The organism is Nocardia sp. NBC_00403 (genome assembly GCF_036046055.1).
Lineage (GTDB): Bacteria > Actinomycetota > Actinomycetes > Mycobacteriales > Mycobacteriaceae > Nocardia.
Window position 1 is genome coordinate 1,406,693 of sequence record NZ_CP107939.1, and the last position, 20,972, is coordinate 1,427,664.

Annotated in this window: 22 protein-coding genes and 3 tRNA genes; 11 read left to right on the forward strand and 14 right to left on the reverse strand. The window is 66.2% G+C overall.

Features of this window, described 5'->3' with window-relative positions:
* Window positions 1-89 precede the first annotated feature (89 nt).
* The 7 genes from OHQ90_RS05960 to OHQ90_RS05990 all read right to left on the reverse strand — a co-directional run bounded on the left by OHQ90_RS05960 (window position 90) and on the right by OHQ90_RS05990 (window position 6,918).
* Window positions 90-941 carry an SDR family oxidoreductase gene (locus OHQ90_RS05960; RefSeq protein WP_328408081.1) on the reverse strand — a complete coding sequence of 284 codons (852 nt, stop codon included), beginning with the start codon at window positions 939-941 and terminating at the stop codon, window positions 90-92.
* A gap of 160 nt (window positions 942-1,101) precedes the next feature.
* On the reverse strand, window positions 1,102-1,797 hold the full coding sequence (locus tag OHQ90_RS05965; protein ID WP_328408083.1) for a hypothetical protein: 696 nt from the start codon (window positions 1,795-1,797) through the stop codon (window positions 1,102-1,104).
* Between the two features lie 55 nt (window positions 1,798-1,852).
* Window positions 1,853-2,902 carry a ribosome small subunit-dependent GTPase A gene (gene rsgA / locus OHQ90_RS05970; RefSeq protein ID WP_328408085.1) on the reverse strand — a complete coding sequence of 350 codons (1,050 nt, stop codon included), beginning with the start codon at window positions 2,900-2,902 and terminating at the stop codon, window positions 1,853-1,855.
* Window positions 2,903-3,175: 273 nt separating this feature from the next.
* Complete coding sequence (gene glfT1 / locus OHQ90_RS05975) at window positions 3,176-4,267, reverse strand: galactofuranosyltransferase GlfT1 (RefSeq protein ID WP_328408087.1); 1,092 nt, start codon at window positions 4,265-4,267, stop codon at window positions 3,176-3,178.
* Window positions 4,268-4,340: 73 nt separating this feature from the next.
* On the reverse strand, window positions 4,341-5,180 hold the full coding sequence (gene wzt / locus OHQ90_RS05980; protein ID WP_328408089.1) for a galactan export ABC transporter ATP-binding subunit Wzt/RfbE: 840 nt from the start codon (window positions 5,178-5,180) through the stop codon (window positions 4,341-4,343).
* Between the two features lie 10 nt (window positions 5,181-5,190).
* On the reverse strand, window positions 5,191-6,045 hold the full coding sequence (wzm, locus tag OHQ90_RS05985; protein ID WP_328412598.1) for a galactan export ABC transporter permease subunit Wzm/RfbD: 855 nt from the start codon (window positions 6,043-6,045) through the stop codon (window positions 5,191-5,193).
* Window positions 6,046-6,309: 264 nt separating this feature from the next.
* Window positions 6,310-6,918 (reverse strand): bacterial proteasome activator family protein, encoded by a 609-nt coding sequence (locus OHQ90_RS05990; RefSeq protein WP_328408090.1) that lies wholly within the window; start codon window positions 6,916-6,918, stop codon window positions 6,310-6,312.
* A gap of 237 nt (window positions 6,919-7,155) precedes the next feature.
* Here OHQ90_RS05990 and OHQ90_RS05995 point away from each other — a divergent pair, with 237 nt between their 5' ends.
* Window positions 7,156-8,358, forward strand: coding sequence for a cysteine desulfurase-like protein (locus OHQ90_RS05995; RefSeq protein WP_328408092.1), 1,203 nt, complete (start codon window positions 7,156-7,158; stop codon window positions 8,356-8,358).
* Window positions 8,359-8,591: 233 nt separating this feature from the next.
* Here OHQ90_RS05995 and OHQ90_RS06000 read toward each other — a convergent pair whose 3' ends face one another.
* The gene (locus OHQ90_RS06000; protein ID WP_328408094.1) at window positions 8,592-9,077 is read right to left on the reverse strand and encodes a carboxymuconolactone decarboxylase family protein; all 486 of its coding nucleotides are present in this window, start codon (window positions 9,075-9,077) and stop codon (window positions 8,592-8,594) included.
* Between the two features lie 173 nt (window positions 9,078-9,250).
* Between OHQ90_RS06000 and OHQ90_RS06005 the strand changes: the two genes are divergently transcribed.
* On the forward strand, window positions 9,251-10,129 hold the full coding sequence (locus OHQ90_RS06005) for an RNA polymerase sigma-70 factor (RefSeq protein ID WP_328408096.1): 879 nt from the start codon (window positions 9,251-9,253) through the stop codon (window positions 10,127-10,129).
* Window positions 10,130-10,205: 76 nt separating this feature from the next.
* Here OHQ90_RS06005 and OHQ90_RS06010 read toward each other — a convergent pair whose 3' ends face one another.
* Window positions 10,206-11,210, reverse strand: a complete 1,005-nt coding sequence (locus OHQ90_RS06010; RefSeq protein ID WP_328408098.1) for an NAD(P)H-quinone oxidoreductase — start codon at window positions 11,208-11,210, stop codon at window positions 10,206-10,208.
* Between the two features lie 153 nt (window positions 11,211-11,363).
* On the opposite strand from OHQ90_RS06010, the gene OHQ90_RS06015 reads away from it, so the two are divergent.
* The 3 genes from OHQ90_RS06015 (at window position 11,364) to OHQ90_RS06025 (ending at window position 13,194) form a co-directional block, all read left to right on the forward strand.
* Window positions 11,364-12,539 carry a lactate 2-monooxygenase gene (locus OHQ90_RS06015; RefSeq protein ID WP_328408100.1) on the forward strand — a complete coding sequence of 392 codons (1,176 nt, stop codon included), beginning with the start codon at window positions 11,364-11,366 and terminating at the stop codon, window positions 12,537-12,539.
* A gap of 132 nt (window positions 12,540-12,671) precedes the next feature.
* Entirely contained in the window at window positions 12,672-13,082 is a 411-nt protein-coding gene (locus tag OHQ90_RS06020) for a MarR family winged helix-turn-helix transcriptional regulator (RefSeq protein ID WP_328412600.1), read from the forward strand.
* A gap of 24 nt (window positions 13,083-13,106) precedes the next feature.
* Window positions 13,107-13,194 (forward strand) — tRNA-Ser (locus OHQ90_RS06025).
* Window positions 13,195-13,218: 24 nt separating this feature from the next.
* Here OHQ90_RS06025 and OHQ90_RS06030 read toward each other — a convergent pair.
* Complete coding sequence (locus OHQ90_RS06030) at window positions 13,219-14,271, reverse strand: nitric oxide synthase oxygenase (RefSeq protein ID WP_328412603.1); 1,053 nt, start codon at window positions 14,269-14,271, stop codon at window positions 13,219-13,221.
* Window positions 14,272-14,568: 297 nt separating this feature from the next.
* On the opposite strand from OHQ90_RS06030, the gene OHQ90_RS06035 reads away from it, so the two are divergent.
* Window positions 14,569-14,715 (forward strand): hypothetical protein, encoded by a 147-nt coding sequence (locus OHQ90_RS06035; RefSeq protein WP_328408102.1) that lies wholly within the window; start codon window positions 14,569-14,571, stop codon window positions 14,713-14,715.
* A 315-nt stretch (window positions 14,716-15,030) separates the two neighbouring features.
* Here the strand turns inward: OHQ90_RS06035 and OHQ90_RS06040 are convergent, their stop codons facing one another.
* Entirely contained in the window at window positions 15,031-15,249 is a 219-nt protein-coding gene (locus OHQ90_RS06040) for a hypothetical protein (protein WP_328408104.1), read from the reverse strand.
* A gap of 37 nt (window positions 15,250-15,286) precedes the next feature.
* On the opposite strand from OHQ90_RS06040, the gene OHQ90_RS06045 reads away from it, so the two are divergent.
* Window positions 15,287-16,123 (forward strand): alpha/beta hydrolase, encoded by an 837-nt coding sequence (locus OHQ90_RS06045; protein ID WP_328412605.1) that lies wholly within the window; start codon window positions 15,287-15,289, stop codon window positions 16,121-16,123.
* 34 nt (window positions 16,124-16,157) lie between these two features.
* On the opposite strand, the gene hisC is transcribed toward OHQ90_RS06045, so the two are convergent.
* Window positions 16,158-17,252: a histidinol-phosphate transaminase gene (gene hisC, locus OHQ90_RS06050; RefSeq protein WP_328408105.1), complete on the reverse strand. Its 1,095-nt coding sequence runs from the start codon at window positions 17,250-17,252 to the stop codon at window positions 16,158-16,160.
* 96 nt (window positions 17,253-17,348) lie between these two features.
* Here hisC and OHQ90_RS06055 point away from each other — a divergent pair, with 96 nt between their 5' ends.
* From OHQ90_RS06055 to OHQ90_RS06065, 3 genes are all read left to right on the forward strand, one after another.
* On the forward strand, window positions 17,349-18,089 hold the full coding sequence (locus tag OHQ90_RS06055; RefSeq protein ID WP_328408107.1) for a dienelactone hydrolase family protein: 741 nt from the start codon (window positions 17,349-17,351) through the stop codon (window positions 18,087-18,089).
* Window positions 18,090-18,180: 91 nt separating this feature from the next.
* Window positions 18,181-18,270 (forward strand) — tRNA-Ser (locus tag OHQ90_RS06060).
* Between the two features lie 37 nt (window positions 18,271-18,307).
* Window positions 18,308-18,380: transfer RNA gene (locus OHQ90_RS06065), tRNA-Arg, on the forward strand.
* A 228-nt stretch (window positions 18,381-18,608) separates the two neighbouring features.
* Here the strand turns inward: OHQ90_RS06065 and OHQ90_RS06070 are convergent.
* On the reverse strand, window positions 18,609-19,094 hold the full coding sequence (locus tag OHQ90_RS06070) for a hypothetical protein (RefSeq protein ID WP_328408109.1): 486 nt from the start codon (window positions 19,092-19,094) through the stop codon (window positions 18,609-18,611).
* Window positions 19,061-19,282, reverse strand: coding sequence for a cold-shock protein (locus OHQ90_RS06075; RefSeq protein WP_328408111.1), 222 nt, complete (start codon window positions 19,280-19,282; stop codon window positions 19,061-19,063). The genes OHQ90_RS06070 and OHQ90_RS06075 overlap by 34 nt, the downstream gene beginning before the upstream one ends.
* Before the next feature lie 268 nt (window positions 19,283-19,550).
* Here OHQ90_RS06075 and OHQ90_RS06080 point away from each other — a divergent pair, with 268 nt between their 5' ends.
* Window positions 19,551-20,960, forward strand: a complete 1,410-nt coding sequence (locus tag OHQ90_RS06080; RefSeq protein ID WP_328408112.1) for an FAD-binding oxidoreductase — start codon at window positions 19,551-19,553, stop codon at window positions 20,958-20,960.
* Window positions 20,961-20,972: the final 12 nt, after the last annotated feature.

Sequence of the window (20,972 nt, forward strand, 5' to 3'; positions counted from 1 at the left end):
CGATAAACCCGCTGCGCAACAGTAGTTTCACGACGCGGCGCCCGACCTCGAACAGAGGCCGAGCGCCGGGTGTACCTCGGGAGTGTGCTTCAGAGGAACAGGTCGGTGGTCAGTTCGCCGTCGCCGGGGACGACACGGTACTTGTCCAGATCGGTAATGCCGTGGGCGGCAAGGACTTCGTCGTCGAGGAAGAAGTTTCCGCTGGTCTCCTTGGACGGTGCGGTGAGGACCAGGTAGGCGGCGTCGGCATAGATGTCGGGGGTGCGGGAGGTGGCGATCATTTCTTCGCCGCCGAGCAGGTTCTGCACCGCGGCAGTAGCGATGGTCGTGCGCGGCCACAGCGAGTTGACCCCGATGCCGTCGCCCTTGAGCTCCTCGGCCAACCCCAGTGTGGTCAGCGACATTCCGTACTTGGCGATGGTGTAGCCCAGCGCCATGCCCGCCCACTTGGGGTCGAGGTTCAGCGGCGGCGAGAGGGTGAGGATGTGCGGGTTGCGGCCCGCCGCCGCCGACTCGCGCAGCGCCGGAATGCTGAGCTTGGAGAGCAGGAAACTGCCGCGGCAGTTGATGTCCTGCATGAGGTCGTACTTCTTCATCGAGATGGCGTCGGTGGGGGAAAGGTCGATCGCCGAGGCGTTGTTGACCACCAGGTCGATGCCGCCGAAGCGCTCGACCGTCTGGCGCACGGCCTCGGCCACCGACTCGTCGATCCGCACGTCGCCGACGAACGGCAGCACCTGACCGCCCGCGGCCTCCAGCTCGGCCGCCGCGGTGTGGATGGTGCCGGGAAGTTTGGGATGCGGCTGGTCGGTCTTGGCGATGAGGGTGATGTTCGCGCCGTCGGCCGCGGCCCGTTTGGCGATTTCCAGACCGATGCCGCGGCTGCCGCCCGACATGATCATCGTCTTGCCTGCGAGCGGCTTCGATCCCGGTTCCGTCATGACCTGCTCCTGTCGTCTATGCCGCAGGTGGCGCCCCGCGGCCTTCCGCGCTTTGCACGTTAAGGGTAAACCCTGCCCCTATGCAACCAGTTGCATAGGGTGGTCGAAGAGAGGGCATCGGAACCGCGATGTTCCGATGCCCTCGACTTCACCAGAGGCGTCAGATGCTCGCGATCATGACGATGTTGAGCAACATGATCAGTGCGGCCAGTCCCCAGGTGACGTAGAGGAACACCATGCCCGGCGTCTTCTGCGGCACCTGACCGATCGCGCCGTTGAGGAAGATGACCACCGGCGCGCGGTAATAGAACCGTGTGCCCTGCCCCTCGGCGATCGGCACTGTCACATTGGCGGGGCCCATGTCGAACAGCCACGGGGTGGTGACCTTGACGTGGTACTGGCCCGGCCCGACGGGGATGTGATTCTGTCCCCAGCGCGTGTTCGGCACCCGCTGACCATTGACCAGGATCTTCGGCTTGGTCAATGCCAGCAGGAAGGCGAATCCCGAGTACGACGCATCGATGGTGATTCCGGGCGGTGCAGGCGGCGCGGGCGGTGCGCCGTAGGGCGCCTGCTGCGCGAACTGCGGTGCGGGCTGTCCGTACGGCTGCCCGTATGGTGCGGCCTGTTGCCCGAACTGCGGAGCTTGCGGCTGACCGTACGCAGGCTGCGGTTGGCCGTAGGCAGGTTGCGGGATCTGCGGTTGGCTCGGGTGTTGCTGATCCGGCGCGTACTGCGGCGGTGCACCGTATTGTTGCGGCGCACCATACTGCGGTGCGGGCTGGCCGTATGCGGGCTGCCCAGGCCATTGCCCGGGCTGCTGGCCCTGAGGCGGATACCCGCCGGGGTAACTCATTCAACCCTCCCAGTTATCGATTAATGCGAGCCGACCCTACCGTGATTCGGCCAGTTCAGCGCCGCCGAGAGTTCCGCTCCTGGTAAGTCCTCCGGTGCTGCTTGGTGACGTTGCGCCAGACTCGCTCCCGCTCGGCTTGCAGGCGTTTGTCGGTGCGGGCGGCCATCCAGGCGTTCTCGCGGGCCAGTTTGCGATAGCTGTCGACCCGGCGCTGGGTCAGCGCGCCGTTATCGATGGCCTCCTGTACCGCGCAGCCCGGTTCGCCGTGGTGCGCACAATCGCCGAAACGGCATTGCTCGGCAATGGATTCCAGATCGCTGAAGGTCTTTTCGATGCCCTCGGCCGCATCCCACAACCCGATGCCGCGCAATCCGGGCGTATCGATCAGCGTGCCGCCACCGGGCAGCGGTTGCAGCTCCCGGTGCACTGTGGTGTGCCTGCCCTTCTTGTCGGCCGCGCGAACAGCATTGGTGGCGAACGCTTCTCGACCGAGCAGGGCATTGGCGAGCGTCGATTTGCCTGCGCCGGAAGGGCCGATCAACGCGACGGTTCCGTCGAGCATCGCGGTGAGCACATCCAGCCCGAACCCACTGCTGGCACTGACCGCGAGCACGGCAGCGCCCGGTGCGGCGGCGCGCACCTCGTCGAGCGGAATATCCAGCGCCGCATCCACTTTGGTGAGCAGCACAATCGGCTGTGCATTACTTTCCCAGGTCAGCGCGAGCATCCGCTCGATGCGTCCGAGATCGACATCTCCGTCGGCCGCGGTGCAGATCAGCACGGTGTCGACATTCGTGGCGAGCACCTGCCCCTGCGACCGTCCCGACACCGCCGATCGCGTGATCGCCGACCGTCGCGGCAGCAGTTGCCGTACCGCCGACTCGGCATCGATGCTCACCCAGTCGCCCGTGCACAGGCCGCTGATCTCGGAATCCGATCGCGGACACCGAGCCCGGGCCGGCCCCGCGGGCGTCGCGACATCGCATTCGCTGCGGTCCATTCGAATCACCCGCGCAGGCACGCATCCATCGGTGATGAGCGCCTCGTATTCAGTAGCTACGGCTTCGGTCCAGCCGTAAGGGACAAGCAGGTCGTAATCGACCATGATGGAAGGAATCCTTCGTCGAGCACCGAGCCCGACCCGGGCTCAGTGAGTGGAGTGAGAGGTGGAGGTCCGTCCGGCGGCACGCAGTCGCGCGGCTCGCCCGGGCATGACAATCCGAAGCTTGGTAGTCACGCGGCCCACCTCCTCACCTATCTCCTCGAAGTTCCTCAACACACTGACAGCTGCGCCCAACCCTGCGCAACCTATTTTTTTCCCGCGCCGAAGCGCGCGCGGTTCGGCGGGGATGGCTTGCGGCGCTCGGGTGCGACGAGGTCAGCTTTTGTCCGGCTTGCCGAACTGCTCGTTGCGGCCGAGGCTGCGTAGCTGGAACCATTCGCGCAGGCCGGCGGGGTCGCGGCGGGTGACGAGGAAGAACCAGGAGAAGCGGATCCATTCCTGGGGGAGCAGCTTTCGCATACCGGGCTGGGCCATCAGGTAGCCACGGTTGCGGTAGGTGAAGTAGCGCTTCACCGGATCATCGGGGTACTGGGTGTGCATGCGGCCGCCGAGGATCGGCTTGAATTCGGCGGCGCCATTGGGGTGTAGGTAGGCCGTTTGTAGGCAGGTGCCGAAGGGCAGGCCGGAGCGGACCAGGCGGCGGTGCACCTCGACCTCGTCGCCGCGGACGAAAAGGCGCAGATCGGGCACACCGATCACGTCGACCGCCTTGGCGGAGATGAGGGCGCCGTTGAACAGGGAGGCGATACCGGGCAGGAAGTCCTCGTCGCCTAGCTCGGAGCGCAGCCGCCGCCACACCACGCCGCGGCGCAGCGGGAAGGCGAGCCGATCCGGTTCGTCGATATCGCAGACCACCGGCGAGACCTCGGAAAGACCGTGCCGGGCAGCACAATCCAGCAGAATGGACAGCACCTCGGGGCCCTCGGGCCTGCCGTCGTCGTCGGCGAGCCACACCCAGTCCGCGCCCTGGGTGAGCGCGTGCAGCATGCCGAGCGCGAAACCGCCCGCGCCACCGAGGTTGTGCGCCGACCCCAGGTAGGTCGATTCGATCGGCTGCTGCCGGACCAGTTCGGCGACCTCGGGCTCGTTGCCGTTATCGATCACGATCAGGTGGTCCACCGGCCGCGACTGGGAGGTGACGACCTTCAGCGATTCCGCGAGCAGCTCACGCCGCTTGTGTGTGACCACGACCGCGATGATCCTGGCGTCGGGGCCGGTACCGGTCGGGGTGAGGTCGGCGGGAGCGGTCGCCGGCGCCGAATCACTCGCGGTTGCGTCGACCTTCGGTGCCGCCGCGTCGACCGAGGCATCGGCCGCGGCTACCGTCTCGGAGGTGTCCTGCGGCGTATCGACCGGGGACTGCCCCCCGGTGACGATCGGGGGCTCCTGCCCAGTCGATTCGATCATGCCTCCGCCTCGCTGACGCTCGGCCCCGGCATGCGCGATGCGCGCTGGCACACGATTCGCTCGCTGCGCTCGCTCATGCCTTGTTCCGCTCCAGTTCTCGTTCGGTGCCCATTGTCCGCTCGGCTTCCATTTCGCGCAGCACGGTGGCGACGTGGTTTCCCGCCTCCGGTCCTTCGTACGCGCGCACAACTTCTTCTATACCGCCGCGCAAACGGATCTGCCCATGGTCGATCCACATGGCGGTATCGCAGAGTTGCGCGAGGAATTCATTGGAATGGCTGGCGAACACCAGGATGCCGGACCTGGCCACCAATGACTGCAACCGGATACGGGCTTTCTTCATGAATTCGGCGTCCACCGCGCCGATGCCCTCGTCCAGCAGCAGGATTTCCGGGTCGATCGAGGTGACAACGCCCATGGCAAGGCGAACCCGCATACCCGTCGAATAGGTGCGCAGCGGCATGGACAGATACTCGCCGAGTTCGGTGAAATCGGCGATCTCATCGATCTTGGACAGCATCTGCTTGCGCGTCTGCCCGAGGAATAGGCCGCGGATGATGATGTTCTCGTAGCCGGAAATCTCCGGGTCCATGCCGACGCCGAGATCGAACACCGGCGCCACCCGGCCACAGATGCGCGCACTGCCGCGCGAGGGCTCGTAGATTCCCGAAAGCAACCGCAGCAGCGTCGACTTGCCTGCGCCGTTGTGCCCGACAAGGCCGATCCGGTCGCCTTCTTTCAGCGAAAGCGTGATGTCGCGCAACGCCTCGACGACCACGACATCGGACTGATTGCGTCCGATCGCGCCGCCCGCCTTACCGAGGAACGCCTTCTTCAGCGACCGCGATTTGGCGTCGAAAATCGGGAACTCGACCCACGCCTGCCGGGTTTCGATACTCACATGGTCGGTCATCGAGCCCCTCCTAAACCCAGTACGGCACGCGTGAACGGAACTGCTTCATCGCGAAGATCGCCACGATCCAGCCGATCACGGTGATGGAGCCGACGATCACCCAGTGATACAGATGCTGATCGTCGCCGAGCAACGGCGCACGGACGATTTCCAGGTAATGGAACGTCGGGACGATTTCGGCCAGTTTCGCGCGCTCGCTGACCTGGCCGCCCTGGGCCTCCAGGCTTTTCGTATTCCACATGACCGGAGTCAGCACGAACAGCATCAGCGTGAGGCTGCCGAGGATCGGCGCGATATCGCGGTAGCGAGTGCTGAAGATGCCGAACACGATCGACACCCACATCGCGTTGAGGAACAGCAACACGAGGGCGGGGATGGCGAATATCGCGGTCCAGTGCAGTTTCTCCCAGACACCGAATGCGACCAGCACAACCAGATAAATCAGCATGTTGTGCGCGAAGAACAGCAGTTGCCGCCACACCAGGCGATAGACATGCACGCTCAGCGCCGAGGGCAGCTGTTTGATCAGTCCCTCGTTGGCGATGAACACATCGGAGCCCTCGAGGATGCTCGCGTTGATCACGTTCCAGACGATGATGCCGACGGCCACATAGGGCAGGTAGTCCTTGATCGGCTGATCGAGCAGCGCCGCGTACAGCAGGCCGATCGCCGCGGCCTGCACGCCGGTCGCGATGGTGATCCAGAACGGCCCGAGCACCGAGCGCCGGTAGCGCTGCTTGATGTCCTGCCAGCCGAGCGACAGCCATAGTTCGCGCTGCGAAAAGCCACCGCGGAAATCCTTGAAGGCGCGCTGGAAGGTCTGCGAATCCGACACGATCGGTGTCTCGACCGCGACGGACTCCACTGCGGGAGCGTCGTCTGCCGATGTGGTCGGCTGCTCGTCGGGGGTCACCGGAGTCTCATTCGCTGACTTCTTCTTCGCGTCTTCCGTCGAGGTCTCTGCGGAAGGCTCGTCGGAAAGTGCTTGGCTGGTATCTGAACGCACTTGGCTCTCTTCAGTACGCCCCGGGTCGACAGCGGAAACCGAGTCGGGGCGAGCGGCAGCGGCGGGCACGGTGCCCGAGCCTACCCTCGTAAATTCCGGTCGGCCCGCGTGGCCACACGGGGTCTACAGATACTGTCCGGTTCCGCCGGTGGTCTGGCCCGGTGCGCCACCCCGCGGGTCGAGCGCATGGATGCCGGGTGGCAGCGCGCCCTGACGCATCTGTTCCAGCTGGGCACGCGCCGCCATCTGCTGCGCGAACAATGCGGTCTGGATGCCGTGGAACAGCCCCTCCAACCAGCCGACCAGCTGCGCCTGGGCGATGCGCAGTTCGGCGTCGGTGGGGATGGCGTCGTCGGTGAACGGCAGCGTGAGCCGCTCCAGCTCGTCGCGCAGTTCGGGGGCGAGGCCCTGTTCCAGCTCGCGGACCGAGGATTTGTGGATCTCGCGCAGCCGGGTGCGGCTCGCATCGTCCAGTGGTGCGGCGCGCACCTCTTCCAGCAGCTGTTTGATCATGGTGCCGATGCGCATGACCTTCGCGGGCTGCTCGACCATGTCGGCGAGCGATTCGCCGGTGTCGTCGTTGTCATCCGACGCATCGGATTTCTTGTCGCTGTCGGTGACAACCTGCGCGGTGAAGGGCGAGTCCGATCCGGCCTCCGCAGGGGCGGCCAGCGGTCGGCCATCAGGTCCGATCACGACGATGGATTCCGGTGCCTCATCCGATTGCGTCATGATCCCTATCATGTCGCGTTCGCCGCGAACACGCTAAGGCGGGCGGTCGAGGTCGCCGGAGTCCGTGCCGCGGCGGTGTGCCGGCGTTCTATTCTGTTCGGGTCGTGTGGTTCGGATTTGCTGAAAGTCGGTTGCCATGCTGAGTCCCAGGTCGTTGCGTTCGTGCTTGTCGGTGTCTTTCCCCTCGAGAGGGAACGCGGTTACACAGCCCCGCCCGCTGCCCTTAGAGTGGCCAACATGACATACGACGTCGCGAGGGTTCGGGGCCTGATACCGTCCCTGGGCGACGGCTGGATCCATCTCGACCCGCAAGCGGGCATGCTGATCCCGGATTCGGTATCTCGTGCCGTCTCAACAGGTTTCCGCACCTCGTCGTTTTCGCATATCGGACGCAATGGCGCCGCGGTGCGCAGCGCCGCGATCTTGGACGCGGCCCGTGAGGCCGTTGCGGACCTGGTCGGCGGCGATCCCGCAGGTGTGGTGCTCGGACCGGATCGGGCGGTGCTGCTGGCCTGGTTGGCGGAGTCGCTGAGTTCGCGCCTCGGGCTGGGCACCGGGATTGTGCTGTCGCGTTTGGACGACGAGGCCAATGTCGCGCCGTGGCTGCGGATCGCGAACCGCTACGGCGCACATGTGCGCTGGGCCGAGGTCGAGATCGAGACTTGCGAGATGCCTTCGTGGCAGTTCGAGGAACTGATCGGGCCGACCGCCCGGCTCGTCGCGCTCACTGCGGCATCACCGATCGTCGGGTCCGCGCCCGCGGTCCGGGTCGCCGCGGACCGTGTACACGAGGTGGGCGGTCTACTCGTTGCCGACGCCTTCGGTGCGTCACCGTACGCGCTCATCGATATCGACGAACTCAATGCCGACGTCGTCGCGCTCAGCGCCCCGGCTTGGGGTGGCCCGCAGATCGGCGCGCTGGTCTTCCGTGATCCCGCGTTCCTGGACCGGATCCCGTCGATGTCGTTGAATCCGTATGCGAAGGGCGCCGAGCGGCTCGAGGTGGGTGGCCACCAGTACGCCCTGCTCGCCGGGCTCACCACCTCGATCGACTTCCTCGCCGGGCTCGACGAGCGGGCCACCGGCACCCGCCGCGAGCGCCTGGAGATGTCGATCACCTCGCTGCAGGACTACCACGATCACCTCTTCGAGCACTTGATGGACGTGCTCGACAAGATCCCCAACCTGACCGTCATCGGCCGCGCCTCCACCCGCATACCGACCGTCAGCTTCACTCTCGCCGGTATGCAGGCCGAGAAGGTCGCCGCCAAGCTGGCCGACAACCGGATCGGCACCCTCAGCGGCGTGCACGGCGGCAGCCGTCTGCTGGACGCGCTCGGTGTCAACGATGAAGGTGGTGCGGTGACTGTCGGCCTCGCTCCGTACACCACCAAATTCGAGATCGACCAACTCGGCAGGGCGCTCGCCGCCCTGGAGTGACCGGGGTGGACCGAGTGGCGCCCGCGCCCGTGGTTATTGCGACGTCTGCTTCCCAGAAGTACTGAAAGTTGTTGCGCACCATAATGGCTGCCGCATCCCGACAACCTGCGCATACGTGAGCGCGGCGCCACTGGTGCGGTCCGGCGCCGCCGACCGAAGTCGCACCTCGCTCGCGCCGGACATGCCCGGCCCGGATCGAATGATCCTGGGCCGGGCCGGGATTCGTCTGCCGATCAGTTCGCCATGCCGGCGAACATGCCTGGCTGGTAGGAACCCCCTTGGTTGCGCACGATCACGCCGAGCCGGTTGGCCGCGTTGATCTGGGCGACCAGGCAGACCAGCGCGGCGATCTGGTCATCGTCGTAGTGCTTGCGCACCTGGGCCCAGGTCTCGTCGGACACGCCGTGCTGGGTGTCGGCGAGCCGGGTACCCTCCTCGGCGAGCGCCAGCGCGGCCCGCTCGGCCTCGGTGAACACGCTGGCCTTGCGCCAGACGGCGACCAGGTTGAGCCGGACTGCGGTTTCACCGGCGGCCGCGGCCTCCTTGGTGTGGAGGTCGACGCAGAAACCGCAGCCGTTGATCTGGCTGGCGCGCAGCGACACCAGCTCCTGCGTGGCCTTCGGCAGCGTCGACTGTTCGATCACCAGGCTGGCGTTGGCGAACCGCTTGCCGAACTTCGCGCCGGTCGGGTTGTCGAGCATGTTGAATCGGGCGTCCATGATTTCGTCCTCACTGGTGGTGTTGCGTACCGAACGAACACAAGATGCCGACGACCCGATCCCCGTGACAGCGCGGCCATGTGATGTGGGCCACCGATCGCGGGTGTCACAAAACGGTGGGTACCGGCGTCTTGTGCCCGACACAGTCGAGAGCGCACAGACAGGAGCCGCCGATGAGCGAGCGCATGGACTCCGCCACCGAGGCGTTCGTCACCCACCGCAACCTGCTGTTCACCGTCGCCTACGAGATGCTCGGCTCGGCCGCCGACGCGGAGGACGTCCTACAGGAGACCTGGATGAAATGGGCGGACGTCGATCTGGATGCGGTGCGGGAGCAGCGTGCCTACCTGGTTCGGATCACCACCCGCCAGGCGCTGAGCCGGCTGCGTACGCTCGGCCGTCGCAAAGAGTCCTACGTCGGTCCCTGGTTGCCCGAGCCGCTGCTGACCGCGCCCGACGTGGCCGAGGACGTCGAGTTGGCCGACAGCGTCTCGATGGCGATGCTGCTGGTGCTGGAGACGCTCGCGCCGACCGAGCGGGCAGTGTTCGTGCTGCGAGAGGTGTTCGATCTGGAGTACGACGAGATCGCGGAAGCCGTCGACAAGACGTCGGCCGCGGTCCGCCAGATCGCCCACCGGGCGCGGGCGCACGTTGCCGCGCGCCGGCCGCGCGGGGTTGTCTCCCCGGCCGAGACCCGAGACGCACTCGAAGCGTTTCGACGAGCGATCGAAACAGGCGATCTGCAGAGCCTGCTCGACCTGCTCGCGCCGGACGTCGTCCTGCTGGGTGATGGTGGCGGCGTCGTGCAGGCCGCGTTGTCGCCCGTCGTGGGGGCAGGCAGCGTGGCCGCCGTGCTGGGCAGGATCGCTGCCACGGCGTCGCTGCAGCCGGCGCAGGTCAATGGCAACCCGGCGCTGATTCTCCGGCTCAACGGCGAGATCGACACCGTCGTGGCGGTGCGCATCGACGAGGGCCTCATCACCGGGCTCTACGCCGTGCGCAATCCTGCGAAGCTGTCTCGTGTCGAACAGGAGACCGCGGTGAGCCGCTGAGTCCGACAGACTCCGTCGGCGTCGCTACCCGACGGGTCGCCGATCCGGCCGACCCGGCCGGACTGCGGCACGGTGGTCAGATCTCGCGGACGCGCAGGATCACTTTTCCGAAGGTCTCGCCGGAATCGAGCATCCGGTGGGCCTCGGGGGCGTCCTCGATCGGGATCTCCGCATGGATGACCGGCACAATGGTGCCGTCGGCGATCAGCGGCCAGACCTGGCGGTTCAGGTCGGCGATGATCGTGGCCTTGCTGTGGTTGCCGGTGGCGGGTCTGTTGCGCACGTTGTTCGCGTGGATGCTGCCCCATTTGCCGAGCAGCGCAGCGAGATTCAGTTCGCCGCTGACGCCGCCCTGCATACCGATGACGACCAGGTGGCCGTGCTGGGCGAGTGCCTCTACATTGCGCGGCAGGTAGGCGGCGCCCATGTTGTCGAGGATGATGTCGGCGCCGGGGCCGTCCGCGCCGGACGCCTCGGCGCGGATCCGCGCGACGAAGTCGTCGTCGCGATAGTTGATCAGCACGCTCGCACCGAGCTCCTTGCAGCGCTCCAGCTTCTGCTGCGACCCCGCGGTCACCGCGACCCGCGCCCCTCGGGTCACCGCCAGCTGGATGGCGTGGGTGCCGATTCCACTGCCACCGCCGTGGATGAGCACCAGCTGGCCCGCGTGCAGGCCCGCCGTCGTGACGAGGTTCGACCACACCGTCGCGGCTACCTCCGGCAATCCGGCCGCCGCACCGAGATCCAGTCCGTCGGGCACCGCAAGCACCTGCGTCGCCGCCACCACGACCCGTTCGGCGTAACCGCCGCCGGACAGCAGCGCGCACACGCGATCGCCGACCTGCCAGTCGTGCACACCGTCGCCGAGCTCCGCGATCACACCGGAGACTTCCAAACCGACGATCTCGCTCGCCCCGGGCGGTGGCGGATAGAAACCCTGGCGTTGTAACAGATCCGCGCGATTGACACCGGCCGCGGCCACCTCGATCAGCACCTCACCGTGCCCCGGCGCCGGGTCGGGAGTTGGCGTCCACTCCATCACCTCGGGCCCGCCGAAACCGTTCAGGTTGATTGCACGCACCCGACCCATCCTGCCGGGTGCGCCGTCGGACCGTGCGCCCGACGGCCTATTCGAGCCGTCGACTCGGCAGTTGTGACACCGCGCCGCATGCTCGGCGCACCCAATCCGACGAGCATCCTGCGCGAACGGATCGAACGGACTACCGTCCCACCCGTGAGCGGCTTCGTCGACTTCCAGAATGAGATCTACCTGGGCGGACTCGGTGGTTCGGTGCCCGAATTGCCGATGACGGCCGCGGGATTGGAGCAGCGGGCACAGCAGCTGCTCGACCCGGCCGCCTTCGCGTATGTGGCGGGCAGCGCGTCGTCGGAACGGACCGCCGCGGCCAACCGCAGCGCGTTCGATCGGCACCGGATCGTGCCACGGATGCTGCGCGGCACCTCAGGGCCGGGAGCGCGCGATCTGTCGGTGGAGGTGCTCGGCACCCGATTGGCCGCGCCGGTGCTCACCGCGCCCGTGGGGGTGCTCGAACTGCTGCACGAGCGCGGTGAGGTGGTCGTCGGCGAGGTCACCAAGGAACTCGGCCTCGGCACGGTGCTGTCGACGGCGGCCTCCTCGACCATCGAGGAGGTCGGCGCGGCGGCGGGCGAGTGGTGGTATCAGCTGTATTGGCCCAGCGATGACGAGCTCGCGCGCTCGTTCGTCGCCCGCGCCGAGCGCGCGGGGGCCAAGGCGATCATCGTCACCGTCGACACCCCGAGTCTCGGCTGGCGGCCACGCGATCTGGAGGTTGCGCATCTGCCGTTCCTGCACGGCAAGGGCATTGCCAACTACCTGTCCGATCCGGTCTTCCGCGCGAAATTGCCGACGCCGCCGGAAGACAGCGAGGACGCGATGCGGGCGGCCGTCCTCACCTGGGCCGCCGTGTTCGGCAACCACACCCTGCGCCCAGCCGACCTCGCCCGGCTGCGCGAATGGACCGATCTGCCGATCGCGGTGAAGGGCATCTTGCACCCTGAGGATGCCCGCCAGGTGGTCGACGCGGGCGCCGACGCGGTAGTGGTGAGCAATCACGGCGGCCGCCAGGTGGACGGCTCGATCGCAGCGCTGGACGCGCTGCCCGCCGTCGTCGCCACCATCGGCGACCGCGCCGACGTGCTTTTCGATTCCGGCGTGCGCACCGGCTCGGACCTGCTGATCGCGCTGGCGCTCGGCGCGAAGGCGGTGCTGTACGGCAGGCCGTGGGCCTACGGTCTCGGCATCGCCGGGCGGGCGGGTGTGCGCCACGCGCTACGGGTGCTGTTGGCCGATTTCGACTCCGCGCTCGGCCTTTCCGGGTGCGCGAGTCCGGGCGCGTTGGACCGATCGCTCGTCGCGACCGCGCGCTGAGCTCAACGCGGCCTGGATTGTCCCAGATCAGACGCGCTTAGAATAGAGAACGTGCATCCCGAACCCAGCCCTCGCGTGCCTGCGGAGCCGAATTGGCTCGACCCGGAGCAGGCGCGCGCATGGCGGGCCTATATGGACGGCCACCAGCGCCTGATGGCAGCGCTGAATCGACAGCTGCAACGCGACAGTGACCTCAGCCTTGCCGAATACCGGATCCTGGTTCTGCTGTCGGAGGCGCCCGGTCGATCGCTGCGCATGAGCGAGCTCGCCGACGGCGTGCTCTCGTCCCGGAGCAGGCTGACCCATCAGATCCGGCGCATGGAAGACCAGCGCATGGTGCGCCGCAATACCTGCCTCGAGGACGGCCGCGGTGTGCTGGCCGAACTCACCGAGGAGGGCATGCGCAGACTGGAGGCGGCGGCCCCCGGACACGTCGACGCCGTTCGCCGCGACTTCGTCGGCCTGCTGACACCCGCCCAACTGGAAGCGATCGGCGAGGCCTTCGCGTGCATCGACCGGGTGATCGGAGAGCGTGCCGGCTGACCCGTCGGCTACGATCGTGACCCTGGAGACGTGGCAGAGCGGCCGAATGCACTCGCCTTGAAAGCGAGCGTCGCGAGAGCGACCGGGGGTTCAAATCCCTCCGTCTCCGCCATAGTTGGCCATTCGTCCTTCGCGGTCAGCTACGTTGGACGAAATTCGGGCGGATGTCGAGGTCCGGCGGGTCGTAATACCGATGGAAGGTGGGGGTCAGGCCTGCGGAGATCGGGGGGTTGACCCAGGTCCAGTCGGTTGGACAGGCGCGGCCCGCGGCCTCTTCACGCTTGACGTGGTCGCAGAACTGTTTGGCCACAGTGTGGTGGTCGACGATATAGACGCCGGATCTGCGGAAGCTGTGTAGCACTGCCCGGTTCAGTTCGACGAGGGCTTGGTCGCGCCACAGGGTGCGTTCGTGGCGGGTGTCCAGACCCATCATCTCGCCGATCAGCGGGAGCATGTTGTAGCGGTTGGTGTCGGTGAGGTTGCGCGCACCGATTTCCGCGCCCATGTACCAGCCGTTGAACGGGGCGAACGGGTAGGTGATGCCGCCGATTTCCAGGTTCATATTCGAAACTGCGGGCACCGCATGCCATTTCAGGCCGAGGCCGGCGAACCAGTCGAAGTCGGGGTGTTCGAGCTCGACCTCCCGTGCCAGCTCGGGTGGCACGTCGAACCAGCGGATCGGCTCGTCGGGCGTGCTGATGAGCACCGGCAGAATGTCGAAAGGTGTTCGCGCGCCGCACCAACCGAGCTTCGTCGCGAACTCGGTGATCGCGATATTGGCCGCATCGCCGGTGACGGAGCCGTCGCCATTGCGATATCCCGCATACCGGATCAATTGTGGACTGACGATGCGGAATTCGCGTCCGTCGGCCTGGCGCGGCGGGCCGACGGTGATCATCGACTGGATCGCGCCGCCATTGGTGGCCATGTGCAAATGCTGCCAGCAGACCTCTGCGAGCTCCCGGGCCGAGCGCACTCGCCGCGCATCGAGCAGCTTCAGCGACCGCCAGTGTTTCCGACCGACACAGCGGGCGTGGTTGCGCCACGCGAGTTTGGCCCCGATCAGGATTTCCTCGGATGTCTGCTGGTAACTGCCGGTCTGCTCTAGTTGCTCCAGCGCACTGCGACGACGGTGCGTCGATAGGTGGGCCAGTTCGGGCCGGCGGAAGAATTCGTCGCATTCATGCATGCGCCGCCGCAGCTCGAGGCTGAAAGACTCGGTGTCGGTAGCGGTTTCGAGCTGTTTGTGGAGCGACGCTACGGGAAACACTTGATTCACAGTTTTCTCCGGTCGGGCATCAGGTACTGCGGCCAAACAGACGGACATCTTTCGAGCAGAGAATTCGCGCACCTAGGCGCAGTCGATCCCGATGACATCCGGTGGACCTCGGGATAACTCGCGGATTGCGGTGGTCGCGTGGCGGGCGTGCCGGCCTACCGAGGGTGTGGGGCGAGCTAGTGGTTTGCCGCGGGCGCACATAGCAGCATGACCTTGCTGCCGGTGTTTGCTATCCGCGATCATGCTCGTCCCAATCGACGGCTGAAAAGGCCCGTGCAGCAGCGTACGACCGGTGTGCTGGTCGTGTGCCTGGATTCACGGTTTTGGCTGCTCGGCTGCGGCGTGCTGTCCTGATCCGGCGTGTCGCAGTCCGATCGATCGGTTCGGCTCACCTCGCCGCGATCGACAACACCCACCCGAAAGCTGGTGGCAGACAACAGCAGCCGGAAAGTCCACCCGGTCGGTTTCTAGTTCTGGGTGAAACCTGGATTCGGGTGATCTCGGCTACATCGTCGTCGGTCTTTTCGTAGTGACCTGGGCGGTCGCGGTGGCGGGTGGCGCGTCGCCGGGGTGGAACGGCGCTGGCAGCACAGCCTGGCCGCCGACCGAGAATTGTAAGGTGGCGCAGATCCCGCCGGATTCGGCGCTGATATGGCGGCGGCGGCCACTTTACATCTCTGGCAGGATGGCGATCATGCTGTCTCGGCCCAGGGTGCGGCGTTGGGTCTCCAGCGCCATGGTGAGTGTTGCACTGATAACGGGTGCGGTGGCGATCGGTGCGTCCTCGGGATCCGCGGCGCCCGGCGATCTGCCGCGGCCCAGCACCGGATCCGCGGACGGGCCCGCCCCGGCCGAGCCGACAACCACGCCCGCGCGTCGGGCGGCCATCGACCACATCGAACCGATCAACGATCGCTGGTTGCGGGTGTTCGTGGACTCGCCCGCCATGAGCCGCGACGTCGAGGTGCACGTGCTGCTGCCGCGTGAGCGCAACCATGCGCGCCCGACGGTCTACATGCTCGACGGCCGCGCTGCGAACCCGACCAGCAACAACTGGACCGAACAGGGGCACGCGGAGGAATTCTTCGAAGACAAAGACGTCAATGTGGTGCTGACGGTGGGCGGCCCGGCCAGCTTCTACACCGACTGGCAGCAGCCGGATCCGGTGCTCGGCACCAATAGGTGGGAAACGTTCCTCACCAAGGAGCTGCCGCCGCTGATCGACGCGAAATTCGAGGGCAATGGGCGCAATGCGGTCATGGGCGTCTCGATGGGCGCCGAGGCCGCGATGATGCTCGCCTTCCGGCAGCCGCAGCTATACGTGGCAGTGGCTGGGCACAGCGGCTGTTTCTCCATGGGAACCGACTTCGGGCAGACGCAGGCCCGCGCGATCGTGGCCACCTACCGTGGTCAGCCCGACAATATGTTCGGCAAGCAGAATGATCCCGCATGGCTCGCCCACGACGTCATGCTGAACGCGGAAGCCTTGCGCGGCAAGGCGATCTACCTCTCGGTGGGCAGCGGCCTGCCCGGCGAGTACGACACGCCGGACAACCCCGAGATAGTCAGCACCATCGGATTCGGTGGTCCGCTGGAGGCCGCCACGAATCTGTGCACGCAGCGGCTCGCCGAGCGATTCGCCGCGCTCGGCATCCCGGTGACCTCGCACTTCCGGCTGACCGGAACCCACTCGTGGCCGTACTGGCGTGATGAACTCGCCCGGTCGTGGCCGACGGTGTCGCGGGCCCTCGGCGTCGCCTAGCCCAACCGCGGGCGCTCAGCCCAACGGCGGGCGCTCAGCCGAACTGTGTCGCAACGCCGAACTCGGCCGCAACGCTCGGATCGGTGGCGAAGCGCAGGAACTGATCGTTTTCGTGGGGGTCGCCGATGGTCACCCGGACACCGTCGGCGCCGTAGGGGCGCACCAGCACGCCGGCCTCCGCGCTCGCCTCGCCGAACTCGACGCTGCGCGCACCGAGCGGAAGCCACACGAAGTTCGACTCGCTCGGCGGCACCGAGTAACCGGCCGCGAGCAACGCGTCGCGGATTCGCTCGCGTTCGGCGACGAGAGTGTCGGTCCGGTCCAGCAGTTCGTGCCGTGCCTCCAGCGAGGCGATCGCGGCAGCCTGTGCGACCCGGTTCACGCTGAACGGGATATGCACCTTCAACAGCGCGGCGATCACCGCTGGATCACCGATGGCGTAGCCCGCCCGCAGGCCGGCCAGGCCGTAGGCCTTGGAGAAGGTACGCAGCACAACGACATTGGGCCGGGTGCGGCCGAGCTCGACGCCGTCGGGGCGGACCTGCGGTGTCAGCCGCAGGTACTCGTAATAGGCCTCGTCCAGCACGATCAGCACCCGCTTCGGGATCGCGTCGAGGAAGCGCTGCAGCCGATCCTTATCGATCGCGGTGCCCGTCGGGTTGTTCGGATTGCACACGAAGATCAACTTGGTGCGTTCGGTGACCGCGGCCGCCATGGCGTCCAGATCGTGCACCAGCTCCGGGGTGAGCGGCACCTGCACCGCGGTCGCGTTACCGACCTGGGTGACGATCGGGTACGCCTCGAACGAGCGCCAGGCAAACAGCACCTCGTCGGTCGGCGCGGAGCAGGTGATCTGCACGAGTTCCTGACACAGTGCGACGCTGCCGCAGCCGACGGCGACATTCGATGTGGTGACGCCGAGGAAGTCCGCAAGCGCCGCACGCAGCTCCGTGGCCTGATTGTCCGGATACCGGTTGGCCAATTCGGCGGCCTCCGCGATCGCCTTCGCCGCGGCGGGCAGCGGACCGAAGGTCGTTTCGTTGCTGGCCAGCTTGACTGCGCCGGGATGGTTGCGGCCAGGGACGTACGCCGGAATGGAATCGAGGTCCGGCCGGATCTTCGCGCTCACGCTCCAAGCCTATGCCGGGCACCAGAAAATCTGTGGGGTAGGGCCGCTCACGTGCAATTTCTCGCGAATATCAGCATGTCGCCCTACGCTGGTTCCATGTCGGGCACTTATGACGATATTGCGCCGCTGCGCCGTGGCGACGACATGATTTTCGATCCAGACGCGGAATTGTCGGTGGACAACCGGCAACAAGCGGCCGAGAAACAGGTGCCGATCACCGTGACCGAGCCGGAGGGCCATGCCCGCGGCGGGATCGTGGTGCTACACGAGTCCCGTGAGTTCACCGGGTCGTTGCTGGAGCTCATGGCCGCGCTGGCGACCGAGGGCTGGACGGTGGTCGCGCCGAACCTTTTCCACCGGGCCGACGGTGAACCGGCCGCCGAGATCTTCGGCGACGAGCTGTTCGAGGATTTCGACGCCTGCTTCGACTGGCTGACCCGCCGTGGTGTGTTCCCCGACTGCATCGGCGTGCTCGGCTTCGACCACGCGGGCACCGCCGCCTTCCTTGTGGCCACCAACCGACCGATCGGCGCCGCGGTGAGCGTCGCGGCGCCCGGCATCGTCGAGCCGCTGACCGACCGGGCCGACGCCCTCCTGAACGCCGCCCCGAATCTGCAGGCTCCCTGGCTCGGCCTCTACGGTTGCGACGACCCCGCCACCCCGCCCGTCGACGTCGACAAACTGCGCGACGCGGCCGCCCGCGCCGCGGTGGCCAGCCTCGTCATCAGCTACCCCGGCCTGGCGCACCGCGCCGATCGTCCCGGCCTCGACGACGACCGCGATTTCATCGACTCGCAAACCAGGATTTTCGACTGGTTCGACAGCAATCTACGGTGATAACCAGGCGTTTTGCGATCTGGACAATAGCTGCTGTAACCTTCATGCTCGGCGGTTCGAAAGGACCGGTGCCCTCGAAGAGAAGGCTCCAGGAGGCGTGCCAGAGCGGCCGAATGGGACTCACTGCTAATGAGTTGTCCCTTCACGGGGACCGGAGGTTCAAATCCTCTCGCCTCCGCCACAACCCCGGTTCGCCGGGTAACAACTGAACACCGCATGCGCCCGTAGCTCAACGGATAGAGCATCTGACTACGGATCAGAAGGTTAGGGGTTCGAATCCCTTCGGGCGCACACAGGTAGAAGGCCCCTTCCGGGATACCGGGAGGGGCCTTCTTGCATCTTTGACGACACCGTTCGACGACAATGTCACTCGAACAGGGCATCCATCCCGGTTACCGCGTCCGGTTGCACCTCATCGATTAGGTCGATGCCGATGCCCGTCTTTCTCCGGTCGGAGCGGGCGCCAACGCACAGGAATACAACACGGGTGGGCGAGTGGGCGGGCACTGCGTCCGAAGGTCAGGCGGACTTCAGTGTGAATACCCTCTGAAAGTCGGCGTGACCAGGTGCGGTCGTATACCCGTTCTGTGCGGTGAACGCGCAGCTCATGACAAGTTTGTACTGCTTGTCGAGCTGAAGATCCGGGACCATCGAATGCCACCGATAGTCTGCCGGGATGGCACTGTGGTTGTCCGAGTATCCGGACTTGCCCTCGACATAGGCGCCGCACGCCATCGTGTTGCCGACGATGAGCCCTTGCACGTACGGCGAGAGCTGCAACGACCAGATGAGCCGGTTGCCACCCTCTGGTTGCTGACTCGCGTAGACCGCGCTTCCGGTGAACGTGCCGTGGTCACCGTCGTACCGGTAGTCCTGTTTGCCGGGTGTGAAGTCGGCATAGCCAGGAATGGCGTTTGCCGGGCCTGTGGCCGCAGCGAGGATGCCTGCGGCGGCGGCCAGGGCGGTGAGTATCAGTCTCTTGGGTGTACCGACTTTGCGCGACATGTGTATTCCCCCTGCGGGATCGGTTCGACATCGACATCGACCGGTAGCCCCTCGGCGATCGTGGTGATGTCGAGGTCCCCGCGAGCGTCCGACAGGTGGAACCAAACGAGCGTGCTGTCGGCGTCATCGAGCTTGATCACGCCGGTACCGTTACGCGGTTTCCAGCGCCACACTGTGCCGGTTTCCATCCTGTGCCCCTCTCCTGTCGCGGCCTACTCGGTCGCGTTCCATGGTCCCGCGAAAATGCCTCGAGCCGAGGCGGATTGACTGCTACACCTCGAGCCTATGCCGTCGAACCGCCCTCGAACCGTTCTCGGCACGGCGGCGTCACTAGATCGGCAAACCTGCGTCACTCACCCGGTCGGCGCGCTCGGTACCTCGGTAATCCAACGCACAAGCAGCGGCGGAGAAGTGCGTCGGTGTCGAGGATGTGATTCAGCCGCTACGGTGGCGGACGTGCATTTCACGAATGGGGGATCGGTGATCGATCAGCGTCCACTGGCTGGCTGGAGCCGCACCGCACCGACTGTCGCGCAGGTGCTTTCCACTCCTGACATCGACACGGTCGCCAAGGCCATCCGAGAGGCGGGACCGCGCGGTGTCATCGCCCGCGGGCTCGGGCGCAGCTATGGAGACCCGGCGCAGAACGGTGGTGGTCTTGTCGTCGACATGACCGCGTTCGATCGCATCCACACGATCGATCCGGATGGCGGTGTTGTTGATGTCGATGCCGGCGTCAGCCTCGACACGTTGATGCGGGCCGCTCTGCCGCACGGTCTCTGGGTCCCGGTGCTTCCGGGCACTCGGCAGGTCACCGTCGGCGGCGCGATCGCCTCCGATATCCATGGCAAGAATCACCACTCCCAGGGCAGTTTCGGCAACCATGTGCTGTCGATGGACCTGCTGACCGCCAATGGGTCGGTACGGACGCTGGACCCCGACGGCGTTGACGCGGATCTGTTCTGGGCGACAGTGGGCGGGATGGGCCTCACGGGTATCGTCGTGCGAGCCCGAATCAGGATGAAGCACACCGAAACCGCGTACTTCTTCGTTGATAGCGACCGCACCAACAACCTCGACGAGACGATGGAGTTACTGACCGGCGGTTCCGACGACGGCTACGAGTATTCGGTGGCGGTGCCCGACACGATCAGCACCGGCGCGAAACTGGGTCGTGCGGGGTTCAGCCGCGGCAACCTGGCCACAGTCGATCAGCTACCGGCCAGACTTCGCCGCAATCCGCTGCATTTCAATGCGCCGCAGTTGTTTACGGTCCCCGATGTCTTCCCCAACGGCATGGTCAACAACCTGACTACCCGGATCGGCGGCGCGATCACCTACCGCACCTTCGCGAAGCAGGGCCGGGGCCTGATCCAGAACATCACTCAGTTCCTTCATCCACTGGACCTGCTCGGGGAGTGGAACCGTGGCTACGGTCGGCGTGGGTTCCTGCAGTATCAGTTCTCGATGCCTTACGGCGCCGAAGACCAACTGGCCGAGGCGGTGCGGGCCATCGCTAATTCTGGGCATCGGTCGTTCCTCAACGTCTTCAAGCGCATGGGGCCGAGCAGTCGCGCCCCGCTGTCGTGGCCGCACCCGGGGTTCATGCTGAGCCTGGATTTCCCGCTGAAGGCCGGGCTGAACGAGTTCTGCGCCGAACTCGATCGCCAGGTGCTGGACGCTGGTGGCCGTCTCTACTTCGCCAAGGAGTCACGCACCACGCCGGAAATGATTCGAGCGATGTATCCACGGCTCGAGGAATGGCGGCGGGTGCGCGACGCCGCGGATCCAGAAGGGGTGTTTGTCTCGGACCTTGCCCGCCGGCTCCGGTTGGTCGATGACGAGCAGGTTCCCACTCATCGATAACTGCGGACCATC